A 26201-nucleotide genomic window follows, 5' to 3' on the forward strand; every position below is an offset into this window, starting at 1 on the left:
GCCGTGCCGTAGACGTCGCAGATCTTGACGTATTCAGCGGGTTCCGGCTCGGCAACGACGACAGCGTCGGCGGCGCGCGCACCGGAGACTGCGAGCAGTGCCGCAGCGGAGCCGAGGAGAAGGCTCTTGATGTTCATTTTCTGACCTCCAGTCAAAAGTTTAAAAACGGGTCTGGGTATTTTTTGCTGAAGGACAGCGTTCCCTGCCCCATCCCCATGCTGAAAAAGATGCGCTGCGCGCCGCTTCTTCGAGATCGACATTACCCATCGGGCGGCCCGGTTCAATAAGGATCGTGCAGGCGGAAGGGCAGTCCGGACGTGATCGGGTAGCGTTGTTGCACAAATGACACGATTTTGCCCATGGCGGAAAGCTCTCATTAACCAAGGAGGTTCCGCCAGGTCCCGAAAAGCAGCGTTTCCGGGCGAATCTTCTCAAGAATCGCAGTGCTCGACCGGCTCCCAGGAGAATCGTCGCTGTGGATGCCGCGGTTTTTTGAGTTCGAACTGCGTTGGCTTATTGATTGTGGCCGGCCTTTTCTTTATCCAGCCCGGCAACGGAGAGGTGGCCGAGTGGTCGAAGGCGCTCCCCTGCTAAGGGAGTAGACCTCAAAAGGGTCTCGTGGGTTCGAATCCCATCCTCTCCGCCACCTTCCAGGCAGCTCAAATCAAATCGTCCGCGCCCTTAACTGAGTGGCGTTTACGCTATGCGGCGCAATCAACGCGGTGCTTGTCATGGCGGGGCGGCGTCTTTCTGAACAAGAAAACGAAGCAATAACAACGCGATATGCCGCATTCACCGGCTACGCCAACGAAAATGACGTTCGATTCTGACTGGAGGTCAGAAAATGAACATCAAGAGCCTTCTCCTCGGCTCCGCTGCGGCACTGCTCGCAGTCTCCGGTGCGCGCGCCGCCGACGCTGTCGTCGTTGCCGAGCCGGAACCCGCTGAATACGTCAAGATCTGCGACGTCTACGGCCGCTGAAGACCTGGACCGGTCAGGAGACCGAGCTCGGCACCCTGAAGACCTACACCGAGACCCGCTTCAACTTCGACAGCGGCAAGGTTGGTGGTTTCAATGAAGCCAGCAACAAGGGTGTTTCGCTGAACTTCGCCTGGATCCAGCTCGGTGGCCTGCGCGTCGGTAAGGACGAATCGGCTTTCAACACCTTCTCGGGTTATGCCGGTAACGTCATCGACGATACGATCGTTGGTTATGGCCGTTTCGACACCAACCTGATCAGCTACACCTTCGACGCCGGCAACGGCTTCTCGGCGATCGTCTCGCTCGAACAGGGCGATAGCATCTACACGATCGACAGCTATGTCCCGCACATCGTCGGCGGCGTGAAGTACACCGCTGGCTGGGGTGGCATCGTCGGTGTTGTCGCTTACGACAGCAATCTGGAAGAAGTCGCCGGCAAGGTTCGCGTCGACGTCAAGGCTACCGACCAGATCGATCTCTGGGTGATGGGCGGCTACGGCGGCGAAGACCTGGATAAGGGTGTTAACCACACCTACTACAAGCAGTGGGACGGCAACTGGGCTGTCTGGGGTGGCGGTACCTACAAGTTCAACGAGAAGACCTCGTTCAACGTGCAGGCGTCGTACGACCAGGGCAAGACCTTCGGTCTCGCTGCCAACATTGCGCACCAGCTGGTTCCGGGCTTCACCATCACGGCTGAAGTTGACTACTTCAACAGCGCCAGCAGCAAGTATCACCCCGTCAAGAACGACGGCGTCGGTGGTATCCTGCGCTTCCAGCGCGACTTCTAAGAGATGTCGCGTCTCCTATGACATATCGAACCCGGGCGTTCCGCGCCCGGGTTCTTTTGTTTCTGCGTTGGGCTTGGGAACGAAGAAGGATCAAGGGGGTGGAACGGTAGCTGAAGCAAGTTTGCAGGTCGCTTCGAAGGGATTCCGGTTGTTTGCCGGAATGAGGCGATTGCAAGTTGCTCTCTTGAAAGGACGGCTCCTTGTGGTTAAGCCTTTGGGCATCCACAGGGGGGTGTGGCAAAAAGATGTCTCAAGACGCGCTTCAGGAGAGCACGCTCTCCGATCGATTTGCAGTTTTTACGTCTCAGAATATCCGGGTAAAATACAACACCGGCAATATAAGGGAGGTGAAATCCTATCGGATCGGCGAACTATTTTCAGCCTATCGCGACATATTGTGGGACGATGGACGGCATAAATACAATGTCAGTTCGTTCATCGGCGAAATAGACGAGATTTTGCTTGGCGAACGCTTTAGTACGTTCGACCAAGGCACCTTGGACAACCTGATCGGTACCCTGCGCCAACGCGGCAACAGCAACGCAACCATCAACCGTAAGATGGCTGCGCTCAGTAAATTGCTGCGCAAGGCTCAAAAAATGGGGGATATCCACAGTCTGCCAGAGTTCCGCCGCCAGAAGGAGCGGGCGGGACGAATCCGTTTCCTCGAAAAGGACGAGGAGGCGCGGCTGTTCGCGGCCATTCGCAGCCGCAGCGAAGACGCTTACCGGCTCTCGGTCTTCCTGGTCGACACCGGCTGCCGCCTCGGCGAGGCCCTCGGGCTGATCTGGAACGATCTGCAGCCGATGCGCGTCAGCTTCTGGATCACCAAATCCGGCCGCAGCCGCACCATTCCTTTGACGCAGCGCGCGCGCGACACAGTCGCTTTTTCGGGTGAAGGCCGGCGGCCGAAAGGCCCGTTCGTCATGCTCAACCAGCCGCAATTCCGCCAGATCTGGAACGAAGCGAAGCAGGAAGTCGGCCTCGGCGCAGACGACCAAGTCGTGCCGCACATCCTGCGTCATACCTGCGCTTCCAGGCTGGTTCAGGGCGGCATCGACATCAGGCGCGTTCAGATGTGGCTCGGCCATCAGACGCTGCAAATGACCATGCGTTACGCCCATCTGGCGACGAACGATCTCGACAGCTGTGTCGTGGTTCTTGAAACGCGGCCCGTCGAAAGCACCAATGCGGCCGCTGTTTCGCCGCTGGAAGCCGCTGCCCCGGCCGTCGTGAAGGCCCGTAAGCCGCGTGCGAAGAAGGCCTCGACCGCTGTCGGAGAGAAAAAGCGCGCCTGATCGTGCTCGGTTCGAAAACGAATTGGGCGCGATCCATTCGAAGAAGACCCTACGATTGATGCCTTGAGGTGTCTTGGCCGATCTCGTGAATGCGACGAGCGGCCGAAGCTATGATTGCCGCTCCGATCGATCGATGAAATTGGCGATCAGTTGCGGCAGATCACCTGTCTCCAAGAAAGGCGCGTGGCCTTGGCCGGGCACCGTCACCGTCTGCAATGTCGGGTGATGGCGCGCCATTTCATTCAGGGTCTCACCAGACAACAGCCTTGAATTGGCGCCGCGGATGGCCAGCATCGGTATCGAGGTCAGCGCGTCGAACTGCGGCCATAGGGTCGGCAAGGGTTTGGACAGATCGACGCCAGCCAGCGTATCCACCAGTTTCGGGTCGAAGTCCGGGGTGAGCTTGCCGTTTTCGGTACGATAGATGGCTGCCACCATGCGTCGCCAGTCGGTATCGCCAAGTGCCGGAAAGTCGGCACCGTGTGCCGATTTTTGCGCCTCAACGGCCTCGTCGAGGCTTTCCGGCCGCGGCGCCCTTTCCAGATAGGACTTGATGTGCGCGAGGCCCGCCATTTCCAGCGCCGGGCCGACATCGTTGAGCACGATGGCTTTCAGCACCGAGGGTTTCATCATGCCAAGCACATGGATGATCAGCCCGCCGCGCGAGGTGCCGATGAAAGCCGCTTCCGAAATCCCCAGCGCGTCGAGCCCGGCCAGAATGTCGCCGGCTTCAATGCCGACATTGTAGTTGGCCACATTGGGGTCGTAGGCGGATTGTCCCCTGCCGCGATAGTCGACGGCGACAACCTTGCGTTTTGTTTCCGCGGAGGTCGACAGACAAAGCGCCAGTTCATGAAAGTCTCGTGCATTGCGGGTTAGGCCCGGCAGGCAGACGACTGGCAGGACCTCGCCATGCTGTTCCCCATAAACCCTGGCGTGCAGCTTCAGCCCGTCCGGGGCGGAATAGAAGAAATCCGAAAAAGCTTCCGCCACGCCGAAGTGCCTCCCGATGCCGTAGTCTTCTTCAAAGGGCTACAGATGAGAGGAGGCGTCGTCAAATCAGGCGTTCGTTCAACGCAATCGAGCCGATTATCGAGGGATATTGCGTGGCGTGAATAAAAAATCCGCAACCTTTCCGCGAAAATCGCGCAGGTCATTGAAACAGGAAGACGATTCCATTTTACAGCTCACAAGCGGTGGCGGTTATTTCCACTTTTGACCTTTTATTTCACCTACAGGTTGTCTATGGCCGCGATCTGAAGACAGGCGTTTCGGGCGATCATTTTCGCCCATCGACCAGATCGCCGACAATGTCGAACTGGCCGGAGATCCGCATCTTGTAGACCTCGTAGTTTTCCATCACGCGCTGGATGTAACTTCTTGTTTCCGAATACGGAATCCGCTCGATCCAGTCGACGATCTCGTCGATCTTCTTGCCGCGCGGGTCGCCGTACCGGGCAACCCATTGGTCGGCGCGGCGCGGTCCGGCATTGTAACCGGCGAAAGTCAGCACATAGGAGCCGTTGTAGCGGTCCAACTGCTGCCCAAGAAACGTCGCCCCCAACGTAGCGTTGTAGCCGGCGTCGGTGGTCAGCTTGGCTTGGCTGAAGGCCATGCCGGCCTTTTTCGCCAGCTGTTCTGCGGTGCCGGGCATCAGCTGAAGCAGGCCGAGTGCACCGGCGCGAGAAACCGCGCTGACATTGAATTCGCTTTCCTGGCGGGCAATGGCATAGGCCAGCGCCTTGCCCGACCCGGAAATATTGGCGCTGTCAGGAATGACGCCGATCGGGTGCGACAATGCACCTACATTGATGCCATTGGCGGCGGCGATCTTGCCGATCCGAAGCGCCAGGAAATGATTGCCTTGTTTCTCGGCCATCGAGGCCAGCAATGCCAATTCGCCAGGACTGGTCAGTTGGCCGGCGAGATCGAGATAGAGTGTGTCGGCAAAGCGCTGATAGCCCGCTTCCTGCAGCCGCGTGATGGCCGCCACCGCCTCACGCGCCGCGAAGGTCGAGCGGTCGCTGTCGCTGGACTGCGGGTCGGCAATGTTCAGCGTACGGTTGCCGACGCGCTCTCCGGCGAGCTGGCCATAGAAGGTGGTGCCAAAGAGCGATGCCTTGGTGAAATAGGCCTTGGCATCGCCCGGTCCGCCAGCTTCAGCGGCGCGGCCGAGCCAATAATAAGCGCGCGACAGTGAAAGGGCGCCCTGTGCCAGAGTGGGGATGCGCGAAAAATGCTCCGCCGCCTTGGCCGGGTCGTTCAGCCCACGCAGCGCATACCAGCCTGCGTGGAATTCAGCGTCCGCTGCATTGATCGGGCTTTCAGCGGCATGCGCGGCGGCAATCTTGTATGCCGTCTTCATGTCGCCCTGGTCGACCAGTTCGCGCGACAGCACGCGCCGCTCGATCCACCACGCGTCGGGATCGACCAGCGCGGCACGGTCGGTCGGCGCCTTCAGCATAACCGCTGCCGCTTCAGCAAACTTCTTGCGCTTGCGCAGATATTCCGCCTGGGCAAACAGGTAGCCGGCACCGCGCTGGTCGGCCGGCACGGCTGCCAAAAGCTTCGGTGTCTTCTTGTCGCCTTGCGAGGCGGCCGCCCAGGCGTCGGCCAAAGGCTGCGCGCCGGCGAGTGTCGCGACGCGCTGCGCGGAATCGACGCGATCGGCATAGAACATGCGCTCCATGCGGTAGCGGTGATCCGCCACCGGGATGATCGGACCGAACTCATTGATGATGGCCGTCTCGTATCTGGCCTCCAGCTTTTCCGTGCGCCAGAAAGGTGACAGGACGGACTGTGCCGCCTTCGCGTCGCCTTTCGCCACATAGGCCCTGGCCAGCGCGATCGTTCCTTCCGCCGTCTGCGGCCGGCTGCCGTCGAAGGCCTTGATGACGATATCGGGCGTCGGGTTTTCCCGGGCGAGGGCGCGTTCGCTGTTGCGCCGCAGCGTCGTCATTCCAGGCCAGCCAGGCAGCAGTTGCGCGGCCGCCGTGATCTCATCGGATGGCACCTTGTCGCCGCCATAAAGCGCGATCGCCCAAGCCAGGATATGATGGTCGAGCGAGGAGACCGGCAGATTGTCGCGCGCCGCGCGCGCCGCGGCGAAGTTCCTGGCGGTGAGGGCGTCCAGCCCGCTTTTCAGTTGGGTGAGATCGAAGACGGGCAGGCTCGCCTTGTCGGGAGCCGGGAACATGGGCAGTGCTTCGGTCGGTCGCGTGTCGGCGCTGCTGCCGATCGCGATGGCAGGCGCCAGCGCGACCAGCGCCCCAAACAATGCATAACGATAGAACCGTCTGGCGGTCATGATTCCGGTCTGTTCAAAGTGGTTGCGCGCTACAGATAGGCATCGATTGCAAAGAGCCTAGTGAGCCGCGATGAAGAGATGGTGAACGAAAGGTTAGCGCCTCTGTTTCGTTTGCCGTCTTCTGCACCGGCTCTACTTGCTCCAGAACAGTGTCGAGACTATGGTGCGCGGCCCTTCGATGGGCTGGGGCCAACTGCCGTTTGGCACCACAAGAGAAACATTGAAACCGAAGCTTGGAACCCTCTGGGTCCGTGGAGTTTGAAGACATGCTGAGAGGCTCGCTTACTGCGCTCGTGACACCGTTCGAAAAGAGCGGGCGTTTCGACGAGAAAGCCTTTCGCGCGCTTGTCGCCTGGCAGATCGAGGAAGGCACAAAGGGACTGGTTCCGGTCGGTACGACTGGCGAGTCGCCCACGCTTTCGCATGAAGAACATCGCCACGTGGTGAAGGTCTGCATCGAAGTTGCGAAGGGGCGGGTGCCGGTGGTTGCCGGAGCGGGCTCCAACAACACCGAGGAAGCGGTCGGCCTGGTGCGGTTTGCCGAGGAAGCCGGTGCGGACGCGGCGCTGGTGGTGACGCCTTATTACAACAGGCCGACCCAGCGCGGGCTCTATCAGCACTTCGCCACGGTGGCCAAGGCGACCAAGTTGCCGATCATCATCTACAACATCCCGCCGCGTTCGGTGATCGACCTGATGCCCGAGACGATGGGGCAGCTGGCCAGCGAATTCAAGAACATCGTCGGCGTCAAGGATGCGACCGGCAAGATCGAGCGCGTGTCCGAGCAGCGCGCGACATGTGGCAAGGAATTCATCCAGCTTTCGGGCGAAGATGCTTCCGCGCTGGGCTTCAACGCGCATGGCGGTGTCGGCTGCATTTCAGTCACCTCCAATGTCGCGCCACGGCTCTGCTCCGAGTTTCAGGAAGCAACGCTCGCCAACGACAAGGAACGTTCGCTGGAACTGCAGGACAAGCTTTTGCCGCTCCACAAGGCGCTGTTCGTCGAGCCGGGCGTGTCTGGCGCCAAATACGCATTGTCGCGTCTCGGCAAGGTGGAAAATGTCCTGCGCTCGCCGCTGATGACGGTCGAAGCGAGCACGGCCGCCAAGATCGATGCGGCCATGCGCGTTGCGGGGTTGATCAACTAAGCTGTTACGGCTCTTGCGGGGCTAGCTTCGCATGACCATTTGATGGCTTCTTTTCAGATGCGTTTCCAACACTCCGTTTGCGGGGACGCATCGCCAATCATTTGAAATTGATGCCATGAACCAGGTCAGAAAAGCCGATCCCAACAACAAGGTCGCCGCGGAAAACCGCAAGGCGCGCTTCTCCTATGAGGTTCTCGACACAATCGAGGCCGGCTTGGTGCTGACCGGCACCGAGGTCAAGTCGTTGCGCCAGGGGCAGGCGAATATCCAGGATTCCTACGCTTCGGTCGAAGACGGCGGCATCTGGTTGATCAACTCCTATCTGCCGGAATATCTGCAGGCCAACCGTTTCAACCATGAGCCGCGCCGGCGCCGAAAGCTGCTGTTGAACAAGCGCGAGATGGCGAGGCTCTCGCAAAGCATCGAGCGCGAGGGCATGACGCTGGTGCCCCTGAAGATTTACTTCAACGACCGCGGTCGGGCGAAACTGCTGCTCGCGGTGGGGCGCGGCAAGAAGTTGCACGACAAGCGCGAGACCGAAAAGCAGCGCGACTGGGCTCGCGAAAAAGGCAGGCTGCTGAAGGAACGGGGCTGAGGCTCAACGTTACCATGCGAACGGTGGGGTGGCCGGCTTGCCGCTACCCTCCGTACCGAGCTTGCATCAGGCCGGACCGAGCTTATCCCTGATGTTGGCAAAGACCTTCACGAACATCTCCTGCGTCAACACGCCGGTATTCGTGTTGTAGCGCGAGCAGTGGTAGCTGGAGAACAAAGCAACGTTCCCGGCCTGATAGTGCGCGCCATGCTTGAAAGGGAAGGCCGCTACACGCAGGCCGAGCGCGCGCACGGTGGACTGATGCGCGATGGCGCCGAGCGTCAATATGGCCTTCAGCTTCGGAAAACGGCCTATGGTCGGAACGAGGAACGACCGGCAGGTGGCGATTTCCGGTCCGGTCGGCTTGTTCTCCGGCGGCACGCAGCGCACCGCATTGACGATCGCCGTGTCGACAAGTTCCAGGCTATCGTCCGGGCGCGCCTCGAATTTGCCGCGCGCGAAACCATGCGAAATCAGGGTCGAGTAAAGTAGGTCGCCGGCGAAGTCGCCGGTGAACGGGCGTCCGGTGCGATTGGCGCCGCGCAGGCCGGGCGCAAGGCCGACAATGAGCAGGCGCACATTGTCTTCGCTTGGCCTTGCCGCGGCGTCACGCGGCAGGAACGCCGGAACGGGACCGTTGAACCAGGCCGGCTCACGCTCGCGCCAGCCAGCGATGAAATCATGCAGGCGAGGGCAGAGCGGGCAATCGTGGGAGGGTTCGGTCGAGGCGGGCATGCCGCCTGCTACCATCAATATTCGTCTTCGTCATCATCATGCGCGACAGCCGGCTCGGCGCGGCGGACAGGCCGTTCGTTCGGATCGCGACCGACCTCGTTCTTCAAGGTCGCAAGGTCGATGAAGTGGTCGGCCTGACGGCGTAAATCGTCGGAAATCATCGGCGGTTGCGAAGACATGGTCGAGACGATGGAAACTTTGCGGCCGCGCCGCTGCAATGCTTCCACCAGCGTGCGGAAATCGCCGTCGCCGGAGAAGATGACATAGTGGTCGACGACGTCGGTGAGCTCCAGCGCGTCGACCGTCAGTTCTATGTCCATATTGCCTTTGATCTTGCGGCGCCCTGCGGCGTCGGTGAATTCCTTGGCGGGTTTGGTCACCACCTTGAAGCCGTTGTAGTCGAGCCAGTCGATCAATGGGCGGATCGAGGAATATTCCTGATCCTCGACAAGCGCGGTGTAATAATAGGCGCGCAGCAGATAGCCCCGCTTCTGGAAGCTGGCCAGCAGCTTTCTGTAGTCGATATCGAAACCGAGTGCGCGCGAGGTCGCGTAAAGATTGGCGCCGTCGATGAAAAGGGCGATTTTTTCGCGTGGATCGAACACGGCAATATCCTTCTTGAAAATAAGAGGCGCGATAAGTACGTAGGGCAAGGTTTCATAGAAAATACCCAGGCCCTTATTCTTGATGGAATAACGCCGGCATCATGGCATTCCAAGAGCAAGAGGGGCTGCGCAAGAAATTGTGATCAATCGCGAGCCGGCAAAGGCAGCCGAGGCGCGTCGTGCTTGTAATCCGGCCTGGTTCGGGCTATGGAGCCCGCCAGATTTCCAATAGATCAAGAGCATGAAAGGGGCATCGAATGGCCCGCGTAACCGTTGAAGATTGCATCGACAAGGTCGACAACCGCTTCGAGCTGGTGCTGTTGGCCGGCCATCGCGCCCGCCAGATCAGCCAGGGCGCACAGATCACCGTGCCGCGCGACAACGACAAGAACCCGGTCGTGGCGCTGCGCGAGATCGCCGACGAGACGCTTTCGCCCGGCGATCTCAAGGAAGATCTGATCCACTCGCTGCAGAAGCATGTCGAGGTCGACGAGCCGGAAGCGCCCGAAAGCGAAGCGATCACCGATCAGACCGGCACTGCCGTCGCGGCCGATGCCGACGAGCCGGAAGAGAACATCACTTTCGACCGTATGACGGAAGAAGACCTGCTGGCCGGCATCGAAGGCCTGGTCGCGCCGGAAAAGAACGACGATTATTGATAGCCGACGGGGCTTCGGCCCTTTCGCGCCATAGTTTTCGTGGCTATTTGTGACATGCGCCGCCGTCGCTGCGGCGCATGATTCATTTGAGCTTTGCGAGAATCCGCCCATGATGCGTCAATATGAGCTTGTCGAGCGCGTGCAGCGCTACAAGCCCGACGTCAACGAGGCGCTGCTCAACAAGGCCTATGTTTATGCCATGCAGAAGCATGGCCACCAGAAGCGTGCTTCCGGCGATCCCTATTTTTCGCACCCGCTCGAAGTTGCTGCCATCCTCACCGACATGCATCTCGACGAGGCGACCATCGCGGTCGCCCTGCTGCACGACACGATCGAGGATACCACCGCGACCCGCGCCGAGATCGACGAACTGTTCGGTCCGGACATGGGCAAGCTGGTGGAAGGGCTGACCAAGCTCAAGAAGCTGGACCTTGTTTCCAAGAAGGCCGAGCAGGCCGAGAATTTGCGCAAGTTGTTGCTGGCGATTTCGGAGGACGTTCGCGTTCTCCTGGTCAAGCTCGCCGACCGGCTCCACAACATGCGTACCCTCGACCATATGCGCGAGGACAAGCGCGTGCGCATCGCCGAGGAGACGATGGAAATCTATGCGCCGCTGGCCGGGCGCATGGGCATGCAGGGCATGCGCGAGGAGCTGGAGGAGATCGCCTTCCGCTTCATCAATCCCGAAGCCTACCGCACGGTGACCGCCAGGCTGGCGGAGATATCGGAGCGCAACAAGGGTGTGCTCGCCGAGATCGAGAACGCGCTTTCGGCCCTGTTCGAGAAACACAACATCAAGGCTGGCGTCAAAAGCCGGCAGAAGAAGCCCTGGTCGGTGTTCCGCAAGATGGAAGCCAAGGCGCTGTCCTTCGAACAACTGTCCGACATTTTTGGTTTCCGCGTGGTCGTCGACACGATCGAGGACTGTTACCGCGCTCTGGGCTTGATCCACACCAGCTGGTCGATGGTTCCCGGCCGGTTCAAGGATTACATCTCGACCCCCAAGCAGAACGACTATCGTTCGATCCACACCACCATCGTCGGTCCGTCGCGCCAGCGTGTCGAGCTGCAGATCCGTACGCGCGAGATGAACAAGATTGCCGAATATGGCGTGGCCGCGCATTCGATCTACAAGGATGCCAAGGGCAAGACCAACGGCGCCACCCACACGATCTCCAAGGAAACCAACGCTTATGCCTGGCTGCGCCGCACCATCGAGCAGCTGGCCGAGGGCGACAATCCCGAGGATTTCCTGGAAAACACCAAGCTGGAGCTGTTCCAGGACCAGGTCTTCTGCTTCACCCCCAAGGGCATGCTGATCGCGTTGCCGCGTGGCGCGACGCCGATCGATTTTGCCTATGCCGTCCACACCGACGTCGGCGACAGCTGCGTGGGCGCCAAGGTCAACGGCCGCGTGATGCCGCTGATGACGGAACTGAAGAACGGCGACGAGGTCGAGATCATCCGTTCCAAGGCGCAGGTGCCACCCGCCGCCTGGGAATCGATCGTGGTCACCGGCAAGGCGCGCGCCGCCATCCGCCGGGCTACCAAGAACGCCATCCGCAAGCAGTATTCCGGCCTCGGTATGCGCATTCTGGAGCGCGCCTTCGAACGCGGCGGCAAGACCTTTTCGAAGGAGAGCTTGAAGCCGGTGCTGCACCGCCTGGCGCGCAAGGACATCGAGGATGTGCTGGCCGCCGTCGGCCGCGGCGAACTCGCTTCGGCGGATGTGCTGAAGGCGGTGTTCCCTGATTACAAGGACGAGCGCGTCACTGTTGCCCAGCCCAAGCACCGCGAAGAGGGTTGGTCGCGCATACGCAACGCCGCCGGCATGCTCTTCCAGATGCCGGGCCGTGCCGCGCGGCGCGACAAGAGCCAGCCCAGGGATGCCGCCGTGCCGATCCGCGGCGTGCGTGGTGATCTGCCCGTGCGTTTCGCGCCGGAGGGTGCTGTGCCGGGCGATCGTATCGTCGGCATCATCCAGCCGGGGTCCGGCATCACCATCTATCCGATCCAGTCGCCGTCGCTGACGGCGTTCGACGATCAGCCGGAACGGTGGATAGACGTGCGCTGGGACATCGACGAGAACAATCGCGAGCGGTTTCCCGCACGTATTTCGGTGACTGCCATCAATGCGCCGGGATCGCTTGCTGATATAGCGCAAGTCGTGGCCGCTAACGATGCCAACATCCACACATTGTCGATGGTGCGCACCGCGCCCGATTTCACCGAAATGTTGATCGACATCGAGGTCTGGGACCTGAAGCATTTGAACCGGCTGCTGTCGCAGCTCAAGGAAAACTCCAGCGTCAGCGATGCGCGGCGCGTCAATGGATGATCGGAACCGCAGGCATGAACACGGCTGAAGTGCTGGATATCTTTCGCTCGGCGGGCGCGGTGCTCGAAGGGCATTTCATCCTCACCTCGGGATTGCGCAGCCCGGTCTTCCTGCAGAAGGCGCGTGTTTTCATGCATGCCGACAAGACGGAACGGCTGTGCAAGGCACTGGCTGGCAAGATCCGGGCAGAGGTCGAAGGGCCGATCGACTATGTCGTCGGTCCGGCGGTCGGCGGGCTGATCCCCGCCTATGAGACCTCGCGCCATCTCGGCGTACCGGCCATCTGGGTGGAGCGCGAGCAGGGTGTGTTCCGGCTGCGCCGCTTCGAAATCGAGAAAGGCGCCCGCGTCGTCATCGTCGAGGACATCGTCACCACCGGCCTGTCGATCCGCGAGACCATCGATTGCCTGCGCGACCTTGGCGCGGAGGTGCTGGCGGCTGCCTGCATCATCGACCGTTCAGCCGGAAAGACCGAGGTGGGGGTGCCCCTGATTGCCCTCGCGCAGTATGAGGTTCCGGCGTATCCTGCGGACAAGTTGCCGCCGGAACTTGCCGCACTGCCGGCGGTTAAACCCGGCAGCCGGGCGCTGTAACGATCGCGGCACTATAGAGTTTGGCCTGACATATGCTGTTCAAGCGAAGGGAAGCCGAGAGTTTAAGCGAGCGGTTGCGCATTTGGCTGTGGCCGCGCCGCTCCCTTTCGCGTTCGCTGCGTTATTTCGCCAAGCGCATCGTCCGGTTGAAGGCGACACCGCATGCCGTTGCTGCTGGCGTCGCCGCCGGCGTGTTCGCGTCTTTCTTTCCGCTCGGCCTGCATTTTGTCATCGCCGCGGTGGTGTGCTGGGTGGTTGCCGGCAACCTCGTCGCCGCGGCGATCGGAACGGCCGTGGGCAATCCGCTGACGGTACCGTTCCTGTGGGGCGCCTCCTGGGAAACCGGCAGGCTGCTGTTGAACGAGCATGTTCCTCACAGCGGTCCGCCGGCGCATCTCGGTGCCATGTTGCGTCACCTGAGCTTCGCGCAGCTTTGGGAACCAGTGCTGAAGCCGATGACCATTGGCGCCATTCCACTGGGTCTTACGGCCGGTCTGATCACCTATGGCCTGACCCGTTGGGGCATGACCAAATTCCAGGATCGGCAGCGCCGGCGTCTGGCCGAGCGCGCCGCGCGCGGCCATCCCGCGTCGGATGTGGGCCATCTGGGTTCTGCCACGCGATGATCATCGGCATCGGTAGCGATTTGATCGACATCCGCCGCATCGAGAAGTCGCTCGAGCGCCACGGCGAGCGTTTCGTCAAGCGTGTCTATACCGATGTGGAGCAGGCGCGGTCGGAGGGACGCAGGATGCGGGCCGCCTCCTATGCTAAGCGCTTCGCGGCAAAGGAGGCTTGCGCCAAGGCACTCGGCACCGGCATCGCGCAAGGTGTCTATTGGCGCGACATGGGCGTTGCCAACCTGCCAAGCGGCAAGCCGACCATGGTTTTGACCGGCGGTGCCGCCGAGCAACTGGAAAAGCTCGTTCCGGCAGGACACCGGGCCGCAATCCACCTGACCATCACCGACGACTACCCACTCGCTCAAGCCTTTGTGATTATCGAGGCGCTGCCTGTCGCATAAGCGCCACAGTGATAGGCGTTGGAAGGACTTATGGGCGTTGCCGGACAGGCAACGACCCCGTATATGAACCGGCGAGGCATCGAGGACGAGATGAGCGTGGCAGATAAATCCGACAAGAAAAGCGGCGGGCTTGGCGAGACCGTCAGTGTCATTGTGCAGGCCTTGCTTCTGGCGTTGGTTATCCGCACGCTGTTCTTCCAGCCATTTTCCATCCCGTCCGGTTCGATGCGTCCGACGCTTCTGGAAGGCGACTATCTCTTCGTCACCAAGTGGGCCTACGGCTATTCGCGCTACTCGCTGCCCTTCGGTCCGGACCTTTTCTCGGGTCGCATCTGGGGCTCCGAGCCGAAGCGCGGCGACGTCGTCGTCTTCAAGTTCCCGCCGGATCCGTCCGTCGACTACATCAAGCGCGTCGTCGGCCTGCCAGGCGACAAGATCCAGATGAAGGGCGGCCAGCTGTTCATCAACGATGTCGGCGTGCCGCGCGTGAAGGTCGGCCAGATCGACAATCCCGACATCACCGAGCAGAATCGCCCGGTCGACGTCTATCGCGAGACGCTGCCCAACGGCGTCTCCTACGATACGCTCGATTTGACGCCGAATGGCATCGGCGACGACACGCGCGAGTTCAAGGTGCCGGAAGGGCACTATTTCATGATGGGCGACAACCGCGACAATTCCAGCGATAGCCGCTTCTCCGTCGGCTATGTGCCTGCCGACAATCTGGTGGGCCGCGCAAACATCATCTTCTTCTCGATTTCCGGTGGTGCAAGCCCGCTCGAGATTTGGAAGTGGCCGTCCGAGATGCGTGCCTCGCGCCTCTTCAATTTTGTCCACTAGCCTATGACGGCACCGAAGCGTTTGACAGCCGACGCGCTTGCCGCCGTCCTGGAAAGCCGAACCGGTCACGCCTTCAGCGACCCGCAGCGACTGCAGCGGGCGCTGACCCATGCCAGCGCGCGTGGAAGCCAGGCCGGTGTCGACTATGAGCGCTTCGAGTTCCTCGGCGACAGGGTGCTCGGCCTTGTTATTGCCGACATGCTTCTCGCAGATTTCCCAAACGCGCCGGAAGGCGAGCTGTCGGTCAGGCTGAACGCTCTGGTCAATGCCGAAACCCTGGCGCAGATCGCCGACGAAATCGGGCTCGCGGAGTTGATCCGCGCCGGCAGCGAAGTTCGCAATCTGGCCGAGCGCAAGCGGGTCAACCTGCGCGCCGACGCGTTGGAATCGCTGATCGCGGTCATCTATCTCGACGGTGGCATCGATGTTGCCCGGCGGTTCATTCACACCTATTGGAAGCCGCGTGCCGGCGCCGTCGGCGCGGCACGTCGCGACCCCAAGACAGAGTTGCAGGAATGGGCGCACCAGGCGACAGGCGCCACGCCTGACTATAGTATCGAAGGGCGCGAGGGGCCGGACCACGATCCGGTGTTTACCGTTCGGGTCAAGGTTGGCGAAAGGGCGCCCGCAACCGGCAGCGGTCGTTCGAAGCGTGAGGCGGAACAGGCTGCCGCCACGGCCCTTCTGGTGCGAGAGGGCGTCTGGGTTCCGGAAGAAGGGGATATGCCGTGACGTCGATCGGTGAGAGTGAGCAGGCCACGCATTCGGGCTTCGTCGCCCTGATCGGCGCCCCGAACGCCGGCAAGTCGACGCTGATCAACCAGCTTGTCGGCTCGAAAGTGTCGATCGTCACCCACAAGGTGCAGACGACGCGTGCCCTGGTGCGTGGCATCGCCACCCATGGCGCCGCTCAGATCGTGTTGCTCGACACGCCCGGTATCTTCAAGCCGAGGCGACGCCTCGACACCGCGATGGTGACGACCGCCTGGGGCGGCGCCAAGGATGCTGATATCGTCCTGGTGCTGATCGATGCCGAGCGCGGCATCAAGGGCGACGCCGACGCCATCCTCGACAGGTTGGCGGACGTGCGCCAGCCAAAGGTTCTGGTGCTGAACAAGGTCGACCGCGTGAAACCGGAAGCGCTGCTGACGCTGACGAAAACTGCCAACGAACGCGTCGCGTTCGACAGGACATTCATGGTTTCCGCCTTGACCGGCTCCGGCTGCAAGGACCTGCTCGACTATCTGGCTGCGACATTGCCGTCCGGTCCCTGGTATTATCCGGAGGATCAGATTTCCGACCTGCCGATGCGCCAGCTGGCAGCCGAGATCACCCGCGAGAAACTCTATCTGCGCCTGCATCAGGAATTGCCCTACTCCTCCCATGTCGAGACCGAGAAATGGGAAGAGAAGAAGGACGGTTCGGTTCGCATCGAACAGGTCATCTATGTCGAGCGCGACAGCCAGAAGAAGATCGTTCTCGGCCACAAGGGCGAAACCATCCGCGCCATTGGCGAAGCCGCGCGCAGGGAGATCGGCGAGATCCTCGAACAGAAGACGCATTTGTTCCTGTTCGTGAAAGTGCGCGAGAACTGGGGCGACGATCCCGAGCGCTACCGCGAGATGGGGCTGGATTTCCCGCACTGACCGGGCGCCAGCGCCAGTCGCGCAACTGTCACAAACCGCACCTATAGCCGTGTACAGCCTAGGCATCATCCCCATGCCGAGGCAGCGGCGGAATGATGCGAATGAACGAATTCAACAGCGCGGCAAGCGGCGTTGTCCGCTCTGAGCTCGAGCGAGTTGTTGCGGCAGCGCTGGAACAAGCCCTGCGCGGTCGCGGTGGTGAGACATCCGAGAATGCCGTGAAGCTGGCGGCTATCGTCGGCGGCAGCGTTGCAACCGCGATCATCAATCTGTCGCCGCGCCAGCACAGAGCGCTCTCGGCTACCCTGAAGAACCCTTCCAAGCTGGCGCCCAAGATCGTCAGGCTGCTGCTGGCCGACGCGGCGCAAGAAACCGAATCGACGTCGGCAAGAGGCCAGCTCGATTCGATGGAGACGTCCGCCGCCTCGCAATCCGAGATGGCCAGCGATTCGCAGCCGCAGCGTGGCGGGCTGGCGTCGGCGCTCATCGAGGATTGGGCAGGGCAGGTGGCCGGCTCGACCTATCTGGAAGAGACGCTGCGGATACCGCGCTCCACGCTGCACCGCTGGCAGCGGCGCGGCGAGGTCATCGCGCTGCGTACCGGCGGCAGGAAACATGTCTTTCCGCTCGCCCAATTCGTCGATGGCCGGCCGGTGCCGGGCATTCGCGAGGTTTTGCAATTGATTGGGCATCCACGCACCGCGTGGTCGTGGCTGATTCGACCAGCCGCGGAGTTCGATGGCGAGGCTCCGATCGACCTTTTGACCAAGGATCGATCCGACGATGTCATCCGCGCCGCGGCGGCGGTTTCCGCCAGCACGGACCAGCTTCCGCAGACGACCTGAGCGCCTTCGTTCCCGGTTGTTTCACCGCCCTTTACGCTCCTTTCGAGAATATTATTCGACGAAGAGTGCGCCTTTTATGACAGTTTTCTGTCGTTGTGCCGTTTGTGCCAAAATCTGTTTAAAATCAACATCTTAGTTGTAAATATACAACAAGCTTCCGTTGAATCCGCGCGGACGGCGTTGTGCGGTGCAATATTCATTGAAAGCGAGAATTCGATGCGTATTGTCCCGATCGAAAGAGCGCGCTGACGTGCCTCCTTCAACAGGCGGTTGGCATTTTTTGGCCCTCGGCCGAGAACACGAAAACACATTTTGAAAAATTGACTGGAGAGGTCAAAATGAACATCAAGAGCCTTCTGCTCGGCTCGGCTGCGGCACTGCTCGCAGTCTCCGGCGCGCGTGCGGCCGATGCGGTCGTCGTTGCCGAACCGGAACCCGCTGAATACGTCAAGATCTGCGACGTCTACGGCGCTGGCTACTTCTACATCCCGGGCACCGAAACCTGCCTGCGCGTCGGCGGCTATCTCCGCTATGACGCCGGCTTCGGCGACATCGGCACCTTCGACGGTTCGGTGACCAATGATCGCCTGAACGGCGACAGGCAGCACACCTACTACAAGAACGCCCGCTTCGCGCTGAAGACCTGGACCGGTCAGGAGACCGAGCTCGGCACCCTGAAGACCTACACCGAAACCCGCTTCCAGTTCGGCAACACCAATGCCGACGGCACCGCGCAGAACAAGTCGGTGTCGCTGAACTTCGCCTGGATCCAGCTCGGTGGTCTGCGCGTCGGTAAGGACGAAACCGCCTACGACACCTTCATCGGCTACGCCGGTAACGTCATCCAGGACACGATCATCCCGTATGGCGGCAAGGACACCAACCTGATCAGCTACACCTTCGATGCCGGCAACGGCCTCTCGGCGATCGTGTCGCTCGAACAGGGCGCCGGCAGCTATTCGCGCGTCAAGCGCGTTGGCGACACCTGGGTCTCCGACAACAACACCATCGACAGCTATGTTCCGCACGTCGTCGGCGGTGTGAAGTACAAGGGTGACTGGGGTTCGGTGACCGGCGTCGTTGCTTACAACAGCGCCTTCGAAGAGTGGGCCGGCAAGGTTCGCCTCGACGTGAACGCCACCAGCGACCTCACCCTCTTCGTCATGGGCGGTTACGGTACGGACGACAACATCGACCGCAACCAGTACAAGCCTTGGGGCGGCAACTGGGCTGTCTGGGGTGGCGGTACCTACAAGTTCAACTCCAAGACCAAGTTCAACACCCAGATCTCGTATGACGACAACCGCAATCTCGCGATTGCCGCCAACGTTGCCTACGAAATCGTCCCCGGCTTCACCATCACGCCCGAAGTGGACTTCCTCCACAACGGCCGTTACGGCGAGGCAGGCTCGACCTGGACCAAGGCCGACAAGAAGAACAGCCTGGGCGGCATCATCCGCTTCCAGCGCAACTTCTAATCAGCTTCAAACCCTGGTTTTGCGGCCCGCGACAATCGTCGCGGGCCGTTTCCGTTTGGCGGCAGCAACTGTCCGGTTGTTCGCCTGCTTCTTGATTTCGTCTCAGAAGGCGTCAAATCTCCGCCCATGGAATGGCGCGACGAGGGAATCGTTCTCGGCACCCGCAAGCATGGCGAAACCAGCGCCATCCTTGAGGTGATGACACAAACGCATGGCAGGCATCTCGGCCTCGTGCGCGGCGGTCGTTCGCGCAAGATCCAGCCGGTGCTCCAGGCTGGCAATCGCGTCGATCTGATCTGGCGCGCGCGGCTGGACGAGCATCTGGGCACGTTCCAGGCTGAAGCGATCGAGATGAACGCTGCGCGGCTGATGGACAGCGCCGTCGCCGTCTACGGCCTGCAGCTTCTGGCCGCGCATCTGCGCCTGTTGCCGGAGCGTGACCGGCATGACGGTCTCTACGCCACCTTGGGCGTGATCGTCGAACATCTCCAGGATGCGGATCTTGCCGGCGAACTGGTGGCGCGTTTCGAATTGCTGGTGCTCGATGAACTCGGTTTCGGCCTCGATCTTACGGAATGTGCCGCGACGGGTACCAGGCAGGATCTGACCTATGTCTCGCCGAAATCGGGCAGGGCGGTGTCGCGCGAGGCGGGCGCGCCGTGGCACGACAAGATGCTGGTGTTGCCGGGCTTCCTGCAGAGAGGCGGCGGGCAGCATGCCGACCCAGACGCCATCGAGGATGCATTTCGCCTGACCGGTTTCTTCTTCAGGCGCCATGTCTACGAGCCGCGCGGCATCGAACCGCCCGATGCGCGTTCGGGATTTCTCGCGGCCCTGCGCAAACATCATGCCGGCCCGAAGGCCATTACGGGAGACAACGCCGCATGAGCGCAATGGAGCTTTACCCGGATCTGGTCTCGCCCATGGGTGTAGGCACCATCCCGCATGCCGAAATCGCTGACTGTTCGGGGCTGGAATTCCTACAGCGCATTGTCGATGGCCAATATCCGACCCCGCCGATGGCCTACCAGATGAATTTCGGCTTGACCGAGGTGGCGGAGGGGCGGGCGGTCTTTCGTGGCGTGCCCAATGAGAAGCATCTCAATCCCATGGGCGGCGTGCATGGCGGCTGGGCGGCGACCATCCTGGATTCCGCGCTCGGCTGTGCCGTACAAACCTTGCTTGCGAAGGGCGAGGCCTATGCCACGGCAGAGTTCAAGGTCAATCTGATGCGCCCCATCACGCCGAATAGCGGCGAACTGGTCTGCGAAGGCAGGGTCATCCACAAGGGGCGTACGCTGGCGGTATCGGAAGCGAGCCTGAAGGACAGCGCAGGCAAACTGCTGGCTTTCGGCACGGAAACCTGTTCGATCTTCCCACTGGGCAATTTGGCTGCCAGATAGGGCGTATCTGTAGTTCTCGGAAACTGTCAGACTCGGGGATTTTCGCATTGGATACAATCAGCATCATCGCGCTTGTCGTGCTGTTCGTGGTCGTATTGCGGCAACGCTCGCAGCTGTCGAGGATCGAGCGCGATCTTGCCGAATTGCGCGGTATGGCAGTTCCAGGAGCTGCAAAATCGGAAGCCGCGCTGGAGGAAATCCTCACCTCGGCCGGCAAGACGACGGCAATTTCCGCCGGAGCGGCACCGGATGCTGGCAAGGCTCAGGCCGAAACCACGTCGCCTGCAACGCTGCGGGTGGAAGCGGCCCAAGAGGAAAGCGTGCGGCCGGCCGCACATCAGGCCAATGCCCCTGAAGAGGCCGTCGCCGGGCCATGGGGAAGCGCCAGGGCGGAGGCCGCCGGCGATGCGGAAGCTTCGCCCGCGCAAGCGGATGCGTCGCGCAAGCCGGATATAGAAACGGCGCTGGGCACCCGTTGGGCGGTTTGGGTCGGTGGCATTGCGCTGGCCCTGGGTGGTCTGTTCCTCGTCCGCTACAGCATCGAAGCCGGTATCTTTGGCCCCGGTTTGCGCCTCACAATGGCGGCGATCCTTGGATTGCTGCTGATCGGCGGTGGAGAATTCATCCGCCGCACTGGTTACAAGGTGCCGGTCGAAGGTGCGGCCGGCGCCTACATACCGGCGATCCTGACCGCTGCTGGCGCATTCACCCTTTTTGGTACCGTCTATGCCGCGCATGGCATCTACGGCTTCATCGGTCCGGCGGCGGCTTTCGTGCTGCTTGGATTGATTGGTGTCGCGACGATCGCCGCGGCCCTTGTGCATGGCCAGGCATTGGCCGGAATTGGCTTGCTCGGCTCGTTGGCGACCCCGATGCTCGTTGCATCGCAGTCACCCAACCCCTGGGCCTTGTTCGGCTATCTGGCCATTGTGTTGGTCGCGACCGGGTTCATCGCCCGGATCCGCCGCTGGACGCCTTTGATGGCGGCCGCTTTTGCCGGCGTCGGCCTTTGGACCGTGGCTTACATGATCGAAGCGCCGATGCCGGGTTTTTCGGTCCTGGTCTTCATCAGCCTTGTCACGCTTGTCGTGCTCGCTTTCGTCTGGCTCGGCAAGGAACAGGACGCCGTTTCGGCGACGCTCGGCTTCGATCTGCCCTCGCTCGCTCCGGCTATCTTCGTGGCCTTGTCGGCATTGCTGCTGTTCGTTGAACCACGCTTCGCCGAGATCGGGGGCGCCTGGCCGGCGACTATTCTGATCGCCGCCTTGCTTGCGGCCGCACTGTTCAGGCCTCAGGCGCTGCCGCTGCTCTTCGGTGCAGGCGTGGCGACGGTCTTCGCCTATCTGCGCCTGACGCCTCTCGCGACCGCGTCGATCGATTTTTCCGGCTACGCGGTGATGGACACGATGCCGGTAGCGGCGGCGGCCGGAACCTCGATGGTTCGCATCGGCCTGTTGCTCGGTCTGCTCTTCCTCGGGACCGGCTTGTGGAGCGCTCGCCGCCATGTCTCGGCCAGCCTTGTCCAGTCGGCTTCATGGGCCGCTTGGGCGGCTGTTGCACCCTTGGTCATCGTCCTGTCGCTCTGGGTCACCTTCGGCAATCTCGACCGCGACCTTGTCTACGCCCTGATTTCCTTGCTGTTGCTTGCGGCCCTCGTCGCGGGCGGCGAATGGATCGCGCGTGCCGAAGAACCGCAGTTGACAGGTGGGCCGGCGGTTTCCTTCGCCCTTGTCGGCGCGGGTCTTGCCGCGGTCCTGATGCTGCACATGGCATTCGGGTCAGGCATAACGACGGTTCTGTTGGGTGCTGCGGCGGTTGTGCCCGCCTTGGCCACGCGCTGGCGCAGCTATCCGGTACTGGGCTGGCTGTCCGTCGGCGCCGTGGTCGGCGTGCTGGCGCGTGTCGCCTTCGACCCGACGATCGTCGGAGCGGATTTCCTGTCCAGAACGCCAGTCTTCAACTGGCTGTTGCCTGGTTATGGCGTGCCGGCGCTCGCCTTTGGCTTCGCCGCCTGGCAGTTGGCGCGCACCACCGATGGCCGACCGCGCCTTGCCATGGAAGCCGGATCCGCGCTGTTTGCGCTGCTGGGCGTTGCCATGCTGGTGCGCCATGCCATGCATGGCGGTGTCATCGACGACGGCCATGTCACCTTGGCCGAGCAGGCCATCTACACGTTGATCACGCTCGGCGCCGGCGCCATCCTGATCAGCATCGACATGCGTTCGCCGAGTTCAGTGTTGCGTTATGGCTCGCTGATCGCGGGCGTCGTGTCGGCGCTGACGATTGTCAGCCAGCACTTCGCGATCCTCAATCCGTTGTTCACCGACGAATCGACCGGCCGCATCCCTGTCTTAAACCTGCTCTTCCTAGCTTATCTTCTGCCAGCCCTGGCGGCTGGCGCATTGGCTTACTATGCGCGCGGCAAGCGGCCGAAATGGTACTCCGCGATGCTGGCTCTGATGGGAGCCTTGCTGGCTTTCGCCTATGCGACCCTGTCGGTGCGGCGTTTCTTCAAGGGCGAGTTCATCGGTCTGTGGAGCGGCATGGAGCAGGTGGAAACCTACAGCTATTCCGCGCTCTGGTTGCTGCTCGGCGTGATTCTTTTGGTGGTCGGCGTGCGGTTCCGTTCGCAGGTGCTGCGCATTGCTTCGGCGGCCCTCATTGCAATAGCGGTGCTCAAGGTCTTCCTGTTCGACATGTCGGAGCTGGAGGGCGTGCTGCGCGCGCTGTCCTTCATCGGGCTTGGCGCCGTGCTGATCGGCATCGGGCTTTTCTACCAGCGCCTGCTGTCGCGTGCTGCTCGGTAGGTAGCCGCGATGCTAAGAGAAATTTAAGGAACGTTACTCAAATATTACCGATAAATATTTGTTTTTGCTAAATTTTGCGCAATGTTGGCGTAATCCAGAGCGGTCATCTTCCGCATGCAACCAGCTAGCTGGTGCACGGGGCCTGACCGGCGGATTGCTTCCCCAGTCGCCGTACGGTCGAGGCCTTGTCAACGGGCTGCGGAGCTAACCGCTCCGCAGCTCAATCACTTTCGGAGCTAAAAACCATGACCAAGCGAAATCTGTTTCTCGTCATGTTCGCTGGCCTTGCACCTTTCGCCGTGCCGGCCACGGCAGCCGATCTGGCATCCAACAACTACGGCTCGCAAAACTATTCGGACGCTGCCTACAACTGGTCGGGCAGCTATGTCGGCGGCCATCTCGGCACGTCGTCCTCGGGTTTCCCGAACCCGTTCTCGAGCAAGAGCGGCTTGCAGTTCGGCGGCCAGCTCGGCACGAACTTCCAGAGCGGCGGCATTGTCTATGGTGCGGAACTTGACGGTTCTTATTCCAGGGGCGCCAAGCACAAACTCGACGATGGTGCCGAACTGAAGCGCACCTGGATCGGCGCCGCCAAGGTTCGCGCCGGCGTTTCCTTCGACAAGACCCTTGTCTACGGCACGGCGGGCTATTCGATGACCAAGGTCAAGCCTGGCGGTACCGTTGCATCCGGCGGCAGGTGGAAAGGCGGCTATCTGTTGGGTGGCGGTATCGAGCAGGCCTTCGCCGGCAACGTCTCGGCCAAGGTCGAATACAACTACGTCAACTATGGCGACGTCGACTACACGTTGCGCAACGGTGCCAAGCGGTCGGCCGATCTGTCCGCCCACACCGTCAACATGGGCGTCAACTACCGGTTCTGACACCGGCAAAACGAAGACTGTTCCAGCTCAGTCGTCGCAACGCCGCCGATCCACAAGGATCGGCGGCGTTGTCGTTTTCGGGCATTTTACCGTTCAGGATCGGGAATAATCCTTCGTCGGCCGCCGTTTTCCTGACGATGGCAACGAAGCGGGTATTTGCGCTGCTTGCGCCGATCGGCGAAGGCGCGTTCAATCGACCGGCAACGGAAGAAATTGGCGAACCGCCGCTCATGGACGAGAGGAAGGCAGCGATCCTTGGTGAGATTCCGCGCTTGCGCCGCTATGCGCGCGCTTTGGTGCGCGACCGCGATTCCGCTGACGATCTCGTCCAAGATTGCTTGGAACGGGCCCTGGTCAGGCTGGACAACTGGCAGACTGGCGAAAGCCCGAGGAAATGGCTGTTCACGATCATGCACCACCTGTTCATTGACCAGATGCGCAAGGTGAACCGGCGCGGCGAAGCGGCGATGCTGTCGCTGGATGGCGACGAGGCGCTGGCCGTGCCGGCAATCCAGGTTGAAAGTCTCGCTTCCCGCGAGATCATCGAAGCGTTGCACGCGATCAGTCCCGAGCGTCGCTCCGCATTGGTCATGGTGGCGATTGAAGGTTTCTCCTATGCCGAGGCCGCCGGCATCCTTGGTATTCCCGCAGGCACGCTGATGTCGCGCATATCGCGAGGCCGCGAAGATTTGCGCGTGCTGCTCGATGACAAGGCGCGCCGTCGATCGCTGAGGGTGGTCGAGAAATGACCGCACGCGATTTCACCGAACGCGATATCCACCTTGCTCTGGATGGCGAGTTGCCGGCCGAGGAGCGCGCCGCGTTCGAGAGCTGGCTGGACAGCAATCCCGAGATGAAGGCGAGGGGCAGCCGCTATGACGCCGACGGTGCGGCGCTGCGTGCCGCGTTCGCCGGGGTTCTTGAAGAACCGCTGCCTGCCCGCTTCACCGACATGGTTGCGGGCAAGGAACGTGTTTCTCGGGTAAGACGGTCGCCTTGGTGGCAGGCCGCCGCTGCTGCGGCGTTACTCGCGGTCGGCGGTGCGGGCGGCTTTGCCGTCGGCACGCGGGACTTTGGCTTCGAGGATCCGGCCGGAGATCGGCTTGCCGAGGAAGCGGTCGCCGCGCACGCCATCTACGCCTCCGAGAAACGCCACGCCGTCGAGGTGCCTGCATCCGACAAGGAGCACATGCAGACATGGCTGTCGGCGCGACTCGGCTTGAGGCTGGTGGCGCCTGATTTGACCGCGGACGGGTTCCAGCTCGTCGGCGGACGGTTGCTGCCTGCCGGCGAGAGCAAGGCGGCGATGCTCCTCTACGAAGACGAGGAAGGCAACCGTATCTCGCTGTTCGTCACCGGCGATTCGGGCAGCAACGCCAAGGGCACCTATGCCGCGCAGAACGGCCCGACGGCGGTTTACTGGCTGGACAAGGGTTATGGCTGCGCCGTGGTTGGCTCATTGCCGCGCGAACGGCTCGCCGCGGTTGCCAGGAACGCCTACGGGCAACTGGTTGCGGGTATCGCGAGTTAGCACCGCACCGTCTGACCGGGCGTGGCTTCGGGACTGAGGGTTGCTCGGGCTGACAGTGCGTCATCCGCAGACTTGGGGATCGCGGTCCATCAGCATCTGTTCCCTCGCTGCCCCGACGATGTTGGCCGCAATCAACAGGCAGGCCACCGTGCAGATGACGGCGATGACCAGATTGAGCCGGTCGCGAAAATAGTGCCCGTTCACCACAGCGCCAACGCCGTAGAGCAGCAAAGCCGGGATCGCGAACAGAAGCGCCGAGATCGGCCCGTCGCAATCGACTGCATCCACGCCCCCGGCCTTGTATTCGTTCGCCGGCATCGACATGGCCAGCAACGCCACCGGCGTGGCTGCGACCAGGATGGCGAGGCCGAGCCATCCAAGCCATTTCGGCCAGGGTCGGGATGGTTGCTGCTGATTGTGGGCGGTCATGCCCCTTGGTGGCATGGCAGAGCCCGGCTGCAAAGCACCATCTGTTGTGGGCTCGCTGTTTGGACGCCGGGTGTGATCGTCGCTGTCGCTTGAGACAATCGTCCGGTAGTCAAACACTTGCACTGGAGCGCTTGCATGTCCGGTGGGGAGAGCCGCTATATCGCTTGGCAAGCCAGCGGAATCTGTCACAATTCAGCCCAAATCGAAGCGCGAAACGCTGACCATGCGTCGGCTTTCCGGTTGGCGCGACGACGTTTCGATTGGGC

Annotated in this window: 26 protein-coding genes, 1 tRNA gene and 1 pseudogene; 21 read left to right on the forward strand and 7 right to left on the reverse strand. The window is 61.6% G+C overall.

The window, feature by feature from the left end:
- On the reverse strand, positions 1-377 hold a 377-nt coding region (locus AB4136_RS09175), incomplete at its 3' end, for a porin (RefSeq protein WP_441931105.1).
- A gap of 178 nt (positions 378-555) precedes the next feature.
- On the opposite strand from AB4136_RS09175, the gene AB4136_RS09180 reads away from it, so the two are divergent.
- The 3 genes and pseudogenes from AB4136_RS09180 to AB4136_RS09190 all read left to right on the forward strand — a co-directional run bounded on the left by AB4136_RS09180 (position 556) and on the right by AB4136_RS09190 (position 3071).
- Positions 556-646 (forward strand) — tRNA-Ser (locus AB4136_RS09180).
- 198 nt (positions 647-844) lie between these two features.
- Positions 845-1773: pseudogene (locus AB4136_RS09185) on the forward strand (porin).
- Positions 1774-2018: 245 nt separating this feature from the next.
- Positions 2019-3071 carry a site-specific integrase gene (locus AB4136_RS09190; protein ID WP_137900956.1) on the forward strand — a complete coding sequence of 351 codons (1053 nt, stop codon included), beginning with the start codon at positions 2019-2021 and terminating at the stop codon, positions 3069-3071.
- A 108-nt stretch (positions 3072-3179) separates the two neighbouring features.
- On the opposite strand, the gene AB4136_RS09195 is transcribed toward AB4136_RS09190, so the two are convergent.
- Both AB4136_RS09195 and AB4136_RS09200 read right to left on the reverse strand, forming a co-directional pair.
- Complete coding sequence (locus AB4136_RS09195; RefSeq protein ID WP_024926775.1) at positions 3180-4064, reverse strand: alpha/beta fold hydrolase; 885 nt, start codon at positions 4062-4064, stop codon at positions 3180-3182.
- 286 nt (positions 4065-4350) lie between these two features.
- Positions 4351-6378 carry a lytic transglycosylase domain-containing protein gene (locus AB4136_RS09200; protein WP_024926774.1) on the reverse strand — a complete coding sequence of 676 codons (2028 nt, stop codon included), beginning with the start codon at positions 6376-6378 and terminating at the stop codon, positions 4351-4353.
- A gap of 266 nt (positions 6379-6644) precedes the next feature.
- Here AB4136_RS09200 and dapA point away from each other — a divergent pair, with 266 nt between their 5' ends.
- Together dapA and smpB are read left to right on the forward strand one after the other, a co-directional pair.
- Complete coding sequence (gene dapA, locus AB4136_RS09205) at positions 6645-7526, forward strand: 4-hydroxy-tetrahydrodipicolinate synthase (protein WP_024926773.1); 882 nt, start codon at positions 6645-6647, stop codon at positions 7524-7526.
- 115 nt (positions 7527-7641) lie between these two features.
- Positions 7642-8121, forward strand: a complete 480-nt coding sequence (gene smpB / locus AB4136_RS09210) for an SsrA-binding protein SmpB (RefSeq protein ID WP_024926772.1) — start codon at positions 7642-7644, stop codon at positions 8119-8121.
- Positions 8122-8187: 66 nt separating this feature from the next.
- Here smpB and AB4136_RS09215 read toward each other — a convergent pair whose 3' ends face one another.
- The gene (locus AB4136_RS09215; RefSeq protein WP_036254921.1) at positions 8188-8871 is read right to left on the reverse strand and encodes a uracil-DNA glycosylase; all 684 of its coding nucleotides are present in this window, start codon (positions 8869-8871) and stop codon (positions 8188-8190) included.
- Positions 8871-9461 (reverse strand): LabA-like NYN domain-containing protein, encoded by a 591-nt coding sequence (locus AB4136_RS09220; protein WP_024926770.1) that lies wholly within the window; start codon positions 9459-9461, stop codon positions 8871-8873. Before AB4136_RS09220 ends, AB4136_RS09215 begins: the two co-directional genes overlap by 1 nt.
- Before the next feature lie 257 nt (positions 9462-9718).
- Between AB4136_RS09220 and rpoZ the strand changes: the two genes are divergently transcribed.
- The 14 genes from rpoZ to AB4136_RS09290 all read left to right on the forward strand — a co-directional run bounded on the left by rpoZ (position 9719) and on the right by AB4136_RS09290 (position 23975).
- Complete coding sequence (gene rpoZ / locus AB4136_RS09225) at positions 9719-10120, forward strand: DNA-directed RNA polymerase subunit omega (RefSeq protein ID WP_024926769.1); 402 nt, start codon at positions 9719-9721, stop codon at positions 10118-10120.
- A 109-nt stretch (positions 10121-10229) separates the two neighbouring features.
- Positions 10230-12458, forward strand: coding sequence for a RelA/SpoT family protein (locus tag AB4136_RS09230; protein ID WP_024926768.1), 2229 nt, complete (start codon positions 10230-10232; stop codon positions 12456-12458).
- 14 nt (positions 12459-12472) lie between these two features.
- Positions 12473-13051 (forward strand): orotate phosphoribosyltransferase, encoded by a 579-nt coding sequence (gene pyrE, locus AB4136_RS09235; RefSeq protein WP_024926767.1) that lies wholly within the window; start codon positions 12473-12475, stop codon positions 13049-13051.
- A gap of 32 nt (positions 13052-13083) precedes the next feature.
- On the forward strand, positions 13084-13677 hold the full coding sequence (locus AB4136_RS09240) for a DUF2062 domain-containing protein (protein ID WP_024926766.1): 594 nt from the start codon (positions 13084-13086) through the stop codon (positions 13675-13677).
- Positions 13674-14075, forward strand: a complete 402-nt coding sequence (gene acpS, locus AB4136_RS09245) for a holo-ACP synthase (RefSeq protein WP_024926765.1) — start codon at positions 13674-13676, stop codon at positions 14073-14075. The genes AB4136_RS09240 and acpS overlap by 4 nt, the downstream gene beginning before the upstream one ends.
- Before the next feature lie 90 nt (positions 14076-14165).
- Positions 14166-14915: a signal peptidase I gene (gene lepB / locus AB4136_RS09250; protein ID WP_024926764.1), complete on the forward strand. Its 750-nt coding sequence runs from the start codon at positions 14166-14168 to the stop codon at positions 14913-14915.
- A gap of 3 nt (positions 14916-14918) precedes the next feature.
- On the forward strand, positions 14919-15647 hold the full coding sequence (rnc, locus tag AB4136_RS09255; RefSeq protein WP_024926763.1) for a ribonuclease III: 729 nt from the start codon (positions 14919-14921) through the stop codon (positions 15645-15647).
- A complete protein-coding gene (era, locus tag AB4136_RS09260; protein WP_024926762.1) occupies positions 15644-16561 on the forward strand; it encodes a GTPase Era in 918 nt (305 codons plus the stop codon). Before rnc ends, era begins: the two co-directional genes overlap by 4 nt.
- A 101-nt stretch (positions 16562-16662) precedes the next feature.
- On the forward strand, positions 16663-17406 hold the full coding sequence (locus tag AB4136_RS09265) for an antitoxin Xre/MbcA/ParS-like domain-containing protein (protein ID WP_024926761.1): 744 nt from the start codon (positions 16663-16665) through the stop codon (positions 17404-17406).
- A gap of 338 nt (positions 17407-17744) precedes the next feature.
- Positions 17745-18884 (forward strand): porin, encoded by a 1140-nt coding sequence (locus AB4136_RS09270; protein WP_024927283.1) that lies wholly within the window; start codon positions 17745-17747, stop codon positions 18882-18884.
- 126 nt (positions 18885-19010) lie between these two features.
- Positions 19011-19772, forward strand: a complete 762-nt coding sequence (gene recO, locus AB4136_RS09275; RefSeq protein WP_024923929.1) for a DNA repair protein RecO — start codon at positions 19011-19013, stop codon at positions 19770-19772.
- A complete protein-coding gene (locus AB4136_RS09280; RefSeq protein ID WP_024923928.1) occupies positions 19769-20287 on the forward strand; it encodes a PaaI family thioesterase in 519 nt (172 codons plus the stop codon). The genes recO and AB4136_RS09280 overlap by 4 nt, the downstream gene beginning before the upstream one ends.
- Positions 20288-20334: 47 nt before the next feature.
- On the forward strand, positions 20335-23094 hold the full coding sequence (locus AB4136_RS09285; protein WP_024923927.1) for a DUF2339 domain-containing protein: 2760 nt from the start codon (positions 20335-20337) through the stop codon (positions 23092-23094).
- A 245-nt stretch (positions 23095-23339) separates the two neighbouring features.
- Positions 23340-23975 (forward strand): outer membrane protein, encoded by a 636-nt coding sequence (locus AB4136_RS09290; RefSeq protein ID WP_024923926.1) that lies wholly within the window; start codon positions 23340-23342, stop codon positions 23973-23975.
- Here AB4136_RS09290 and AB4136_RS09295 read toward each other — a convergent pair.
- Complete coding sequence (locus AB4136_RS09295) at positions 23959-24207, reverse strand: hypothetical protein (protein WP_137902105.1); 249 nt, start codon at positions 24205-24207, stop codon at positions 23959-23961. The two genes, AB4136_RS09290 and AB4136_RS09295, sit on opposite strands and share 17 nt — an antisense overlap.
- Between AB4136_RS09295 and AB4136_RS09300 the strand changes: the two genes are divergently transcribed.
- Entirely contained in the window at positions 24206-24724 is a 519-nt protein-coding gene (locus AB4136_RS09300; protein ID WP_024923925.1) for a sigma-70 family RNA polymerase sigma factor, read from the forward strand. The two genes, AB4136_RS09295 and AB4136_RS09300, sit on opposite strands and share 2 nt — an antisense overlap.
- Positions 24721-25506, forward strand: a complete 786-nt coding sequence (locus AB4136_RS09305; RefSeq protein ID WP_024923924.1) for an anti-sigma factor family protein — start codon at positions 24721-24723, stop codon at positions 25504-25506. Before AB4136_RS09300 ends, AB4136_RS09305 begins: the two co-directional genes overlap by 4 nt.
- A 60-nt stretch (positions 25507-25566) precedes the next feature.
- Here AB4136_RS09305 and AB4136_RS09310 read toward each other — a convergent pair whose 3' ends face one another.
- Positions 25567-25935 carry a hypothetical protein gene (locus AB4136_RS09310; protein ID WP_024923923.1) on the reverse strand — a complete coding sequence of 123 codons (369 nt, stop codon included), beginning with the start codon at positions 25933-25935 and terminating at the stop codon, positions 25567-25569.
- Positions 25936-26201: the final 266 nt, after the last annotated feature.

The sequence above is a fragment of the Mesorhizobium sp. 2RAF21 genome (assembly GCF_052115345.1).
Lineage (GTDB): Bacteria > Pseudomonadota > Alphaproteobacteria > Rhizobiales > Rhizobiaceae > Mesorhizobium > Mesorhizobium terrae.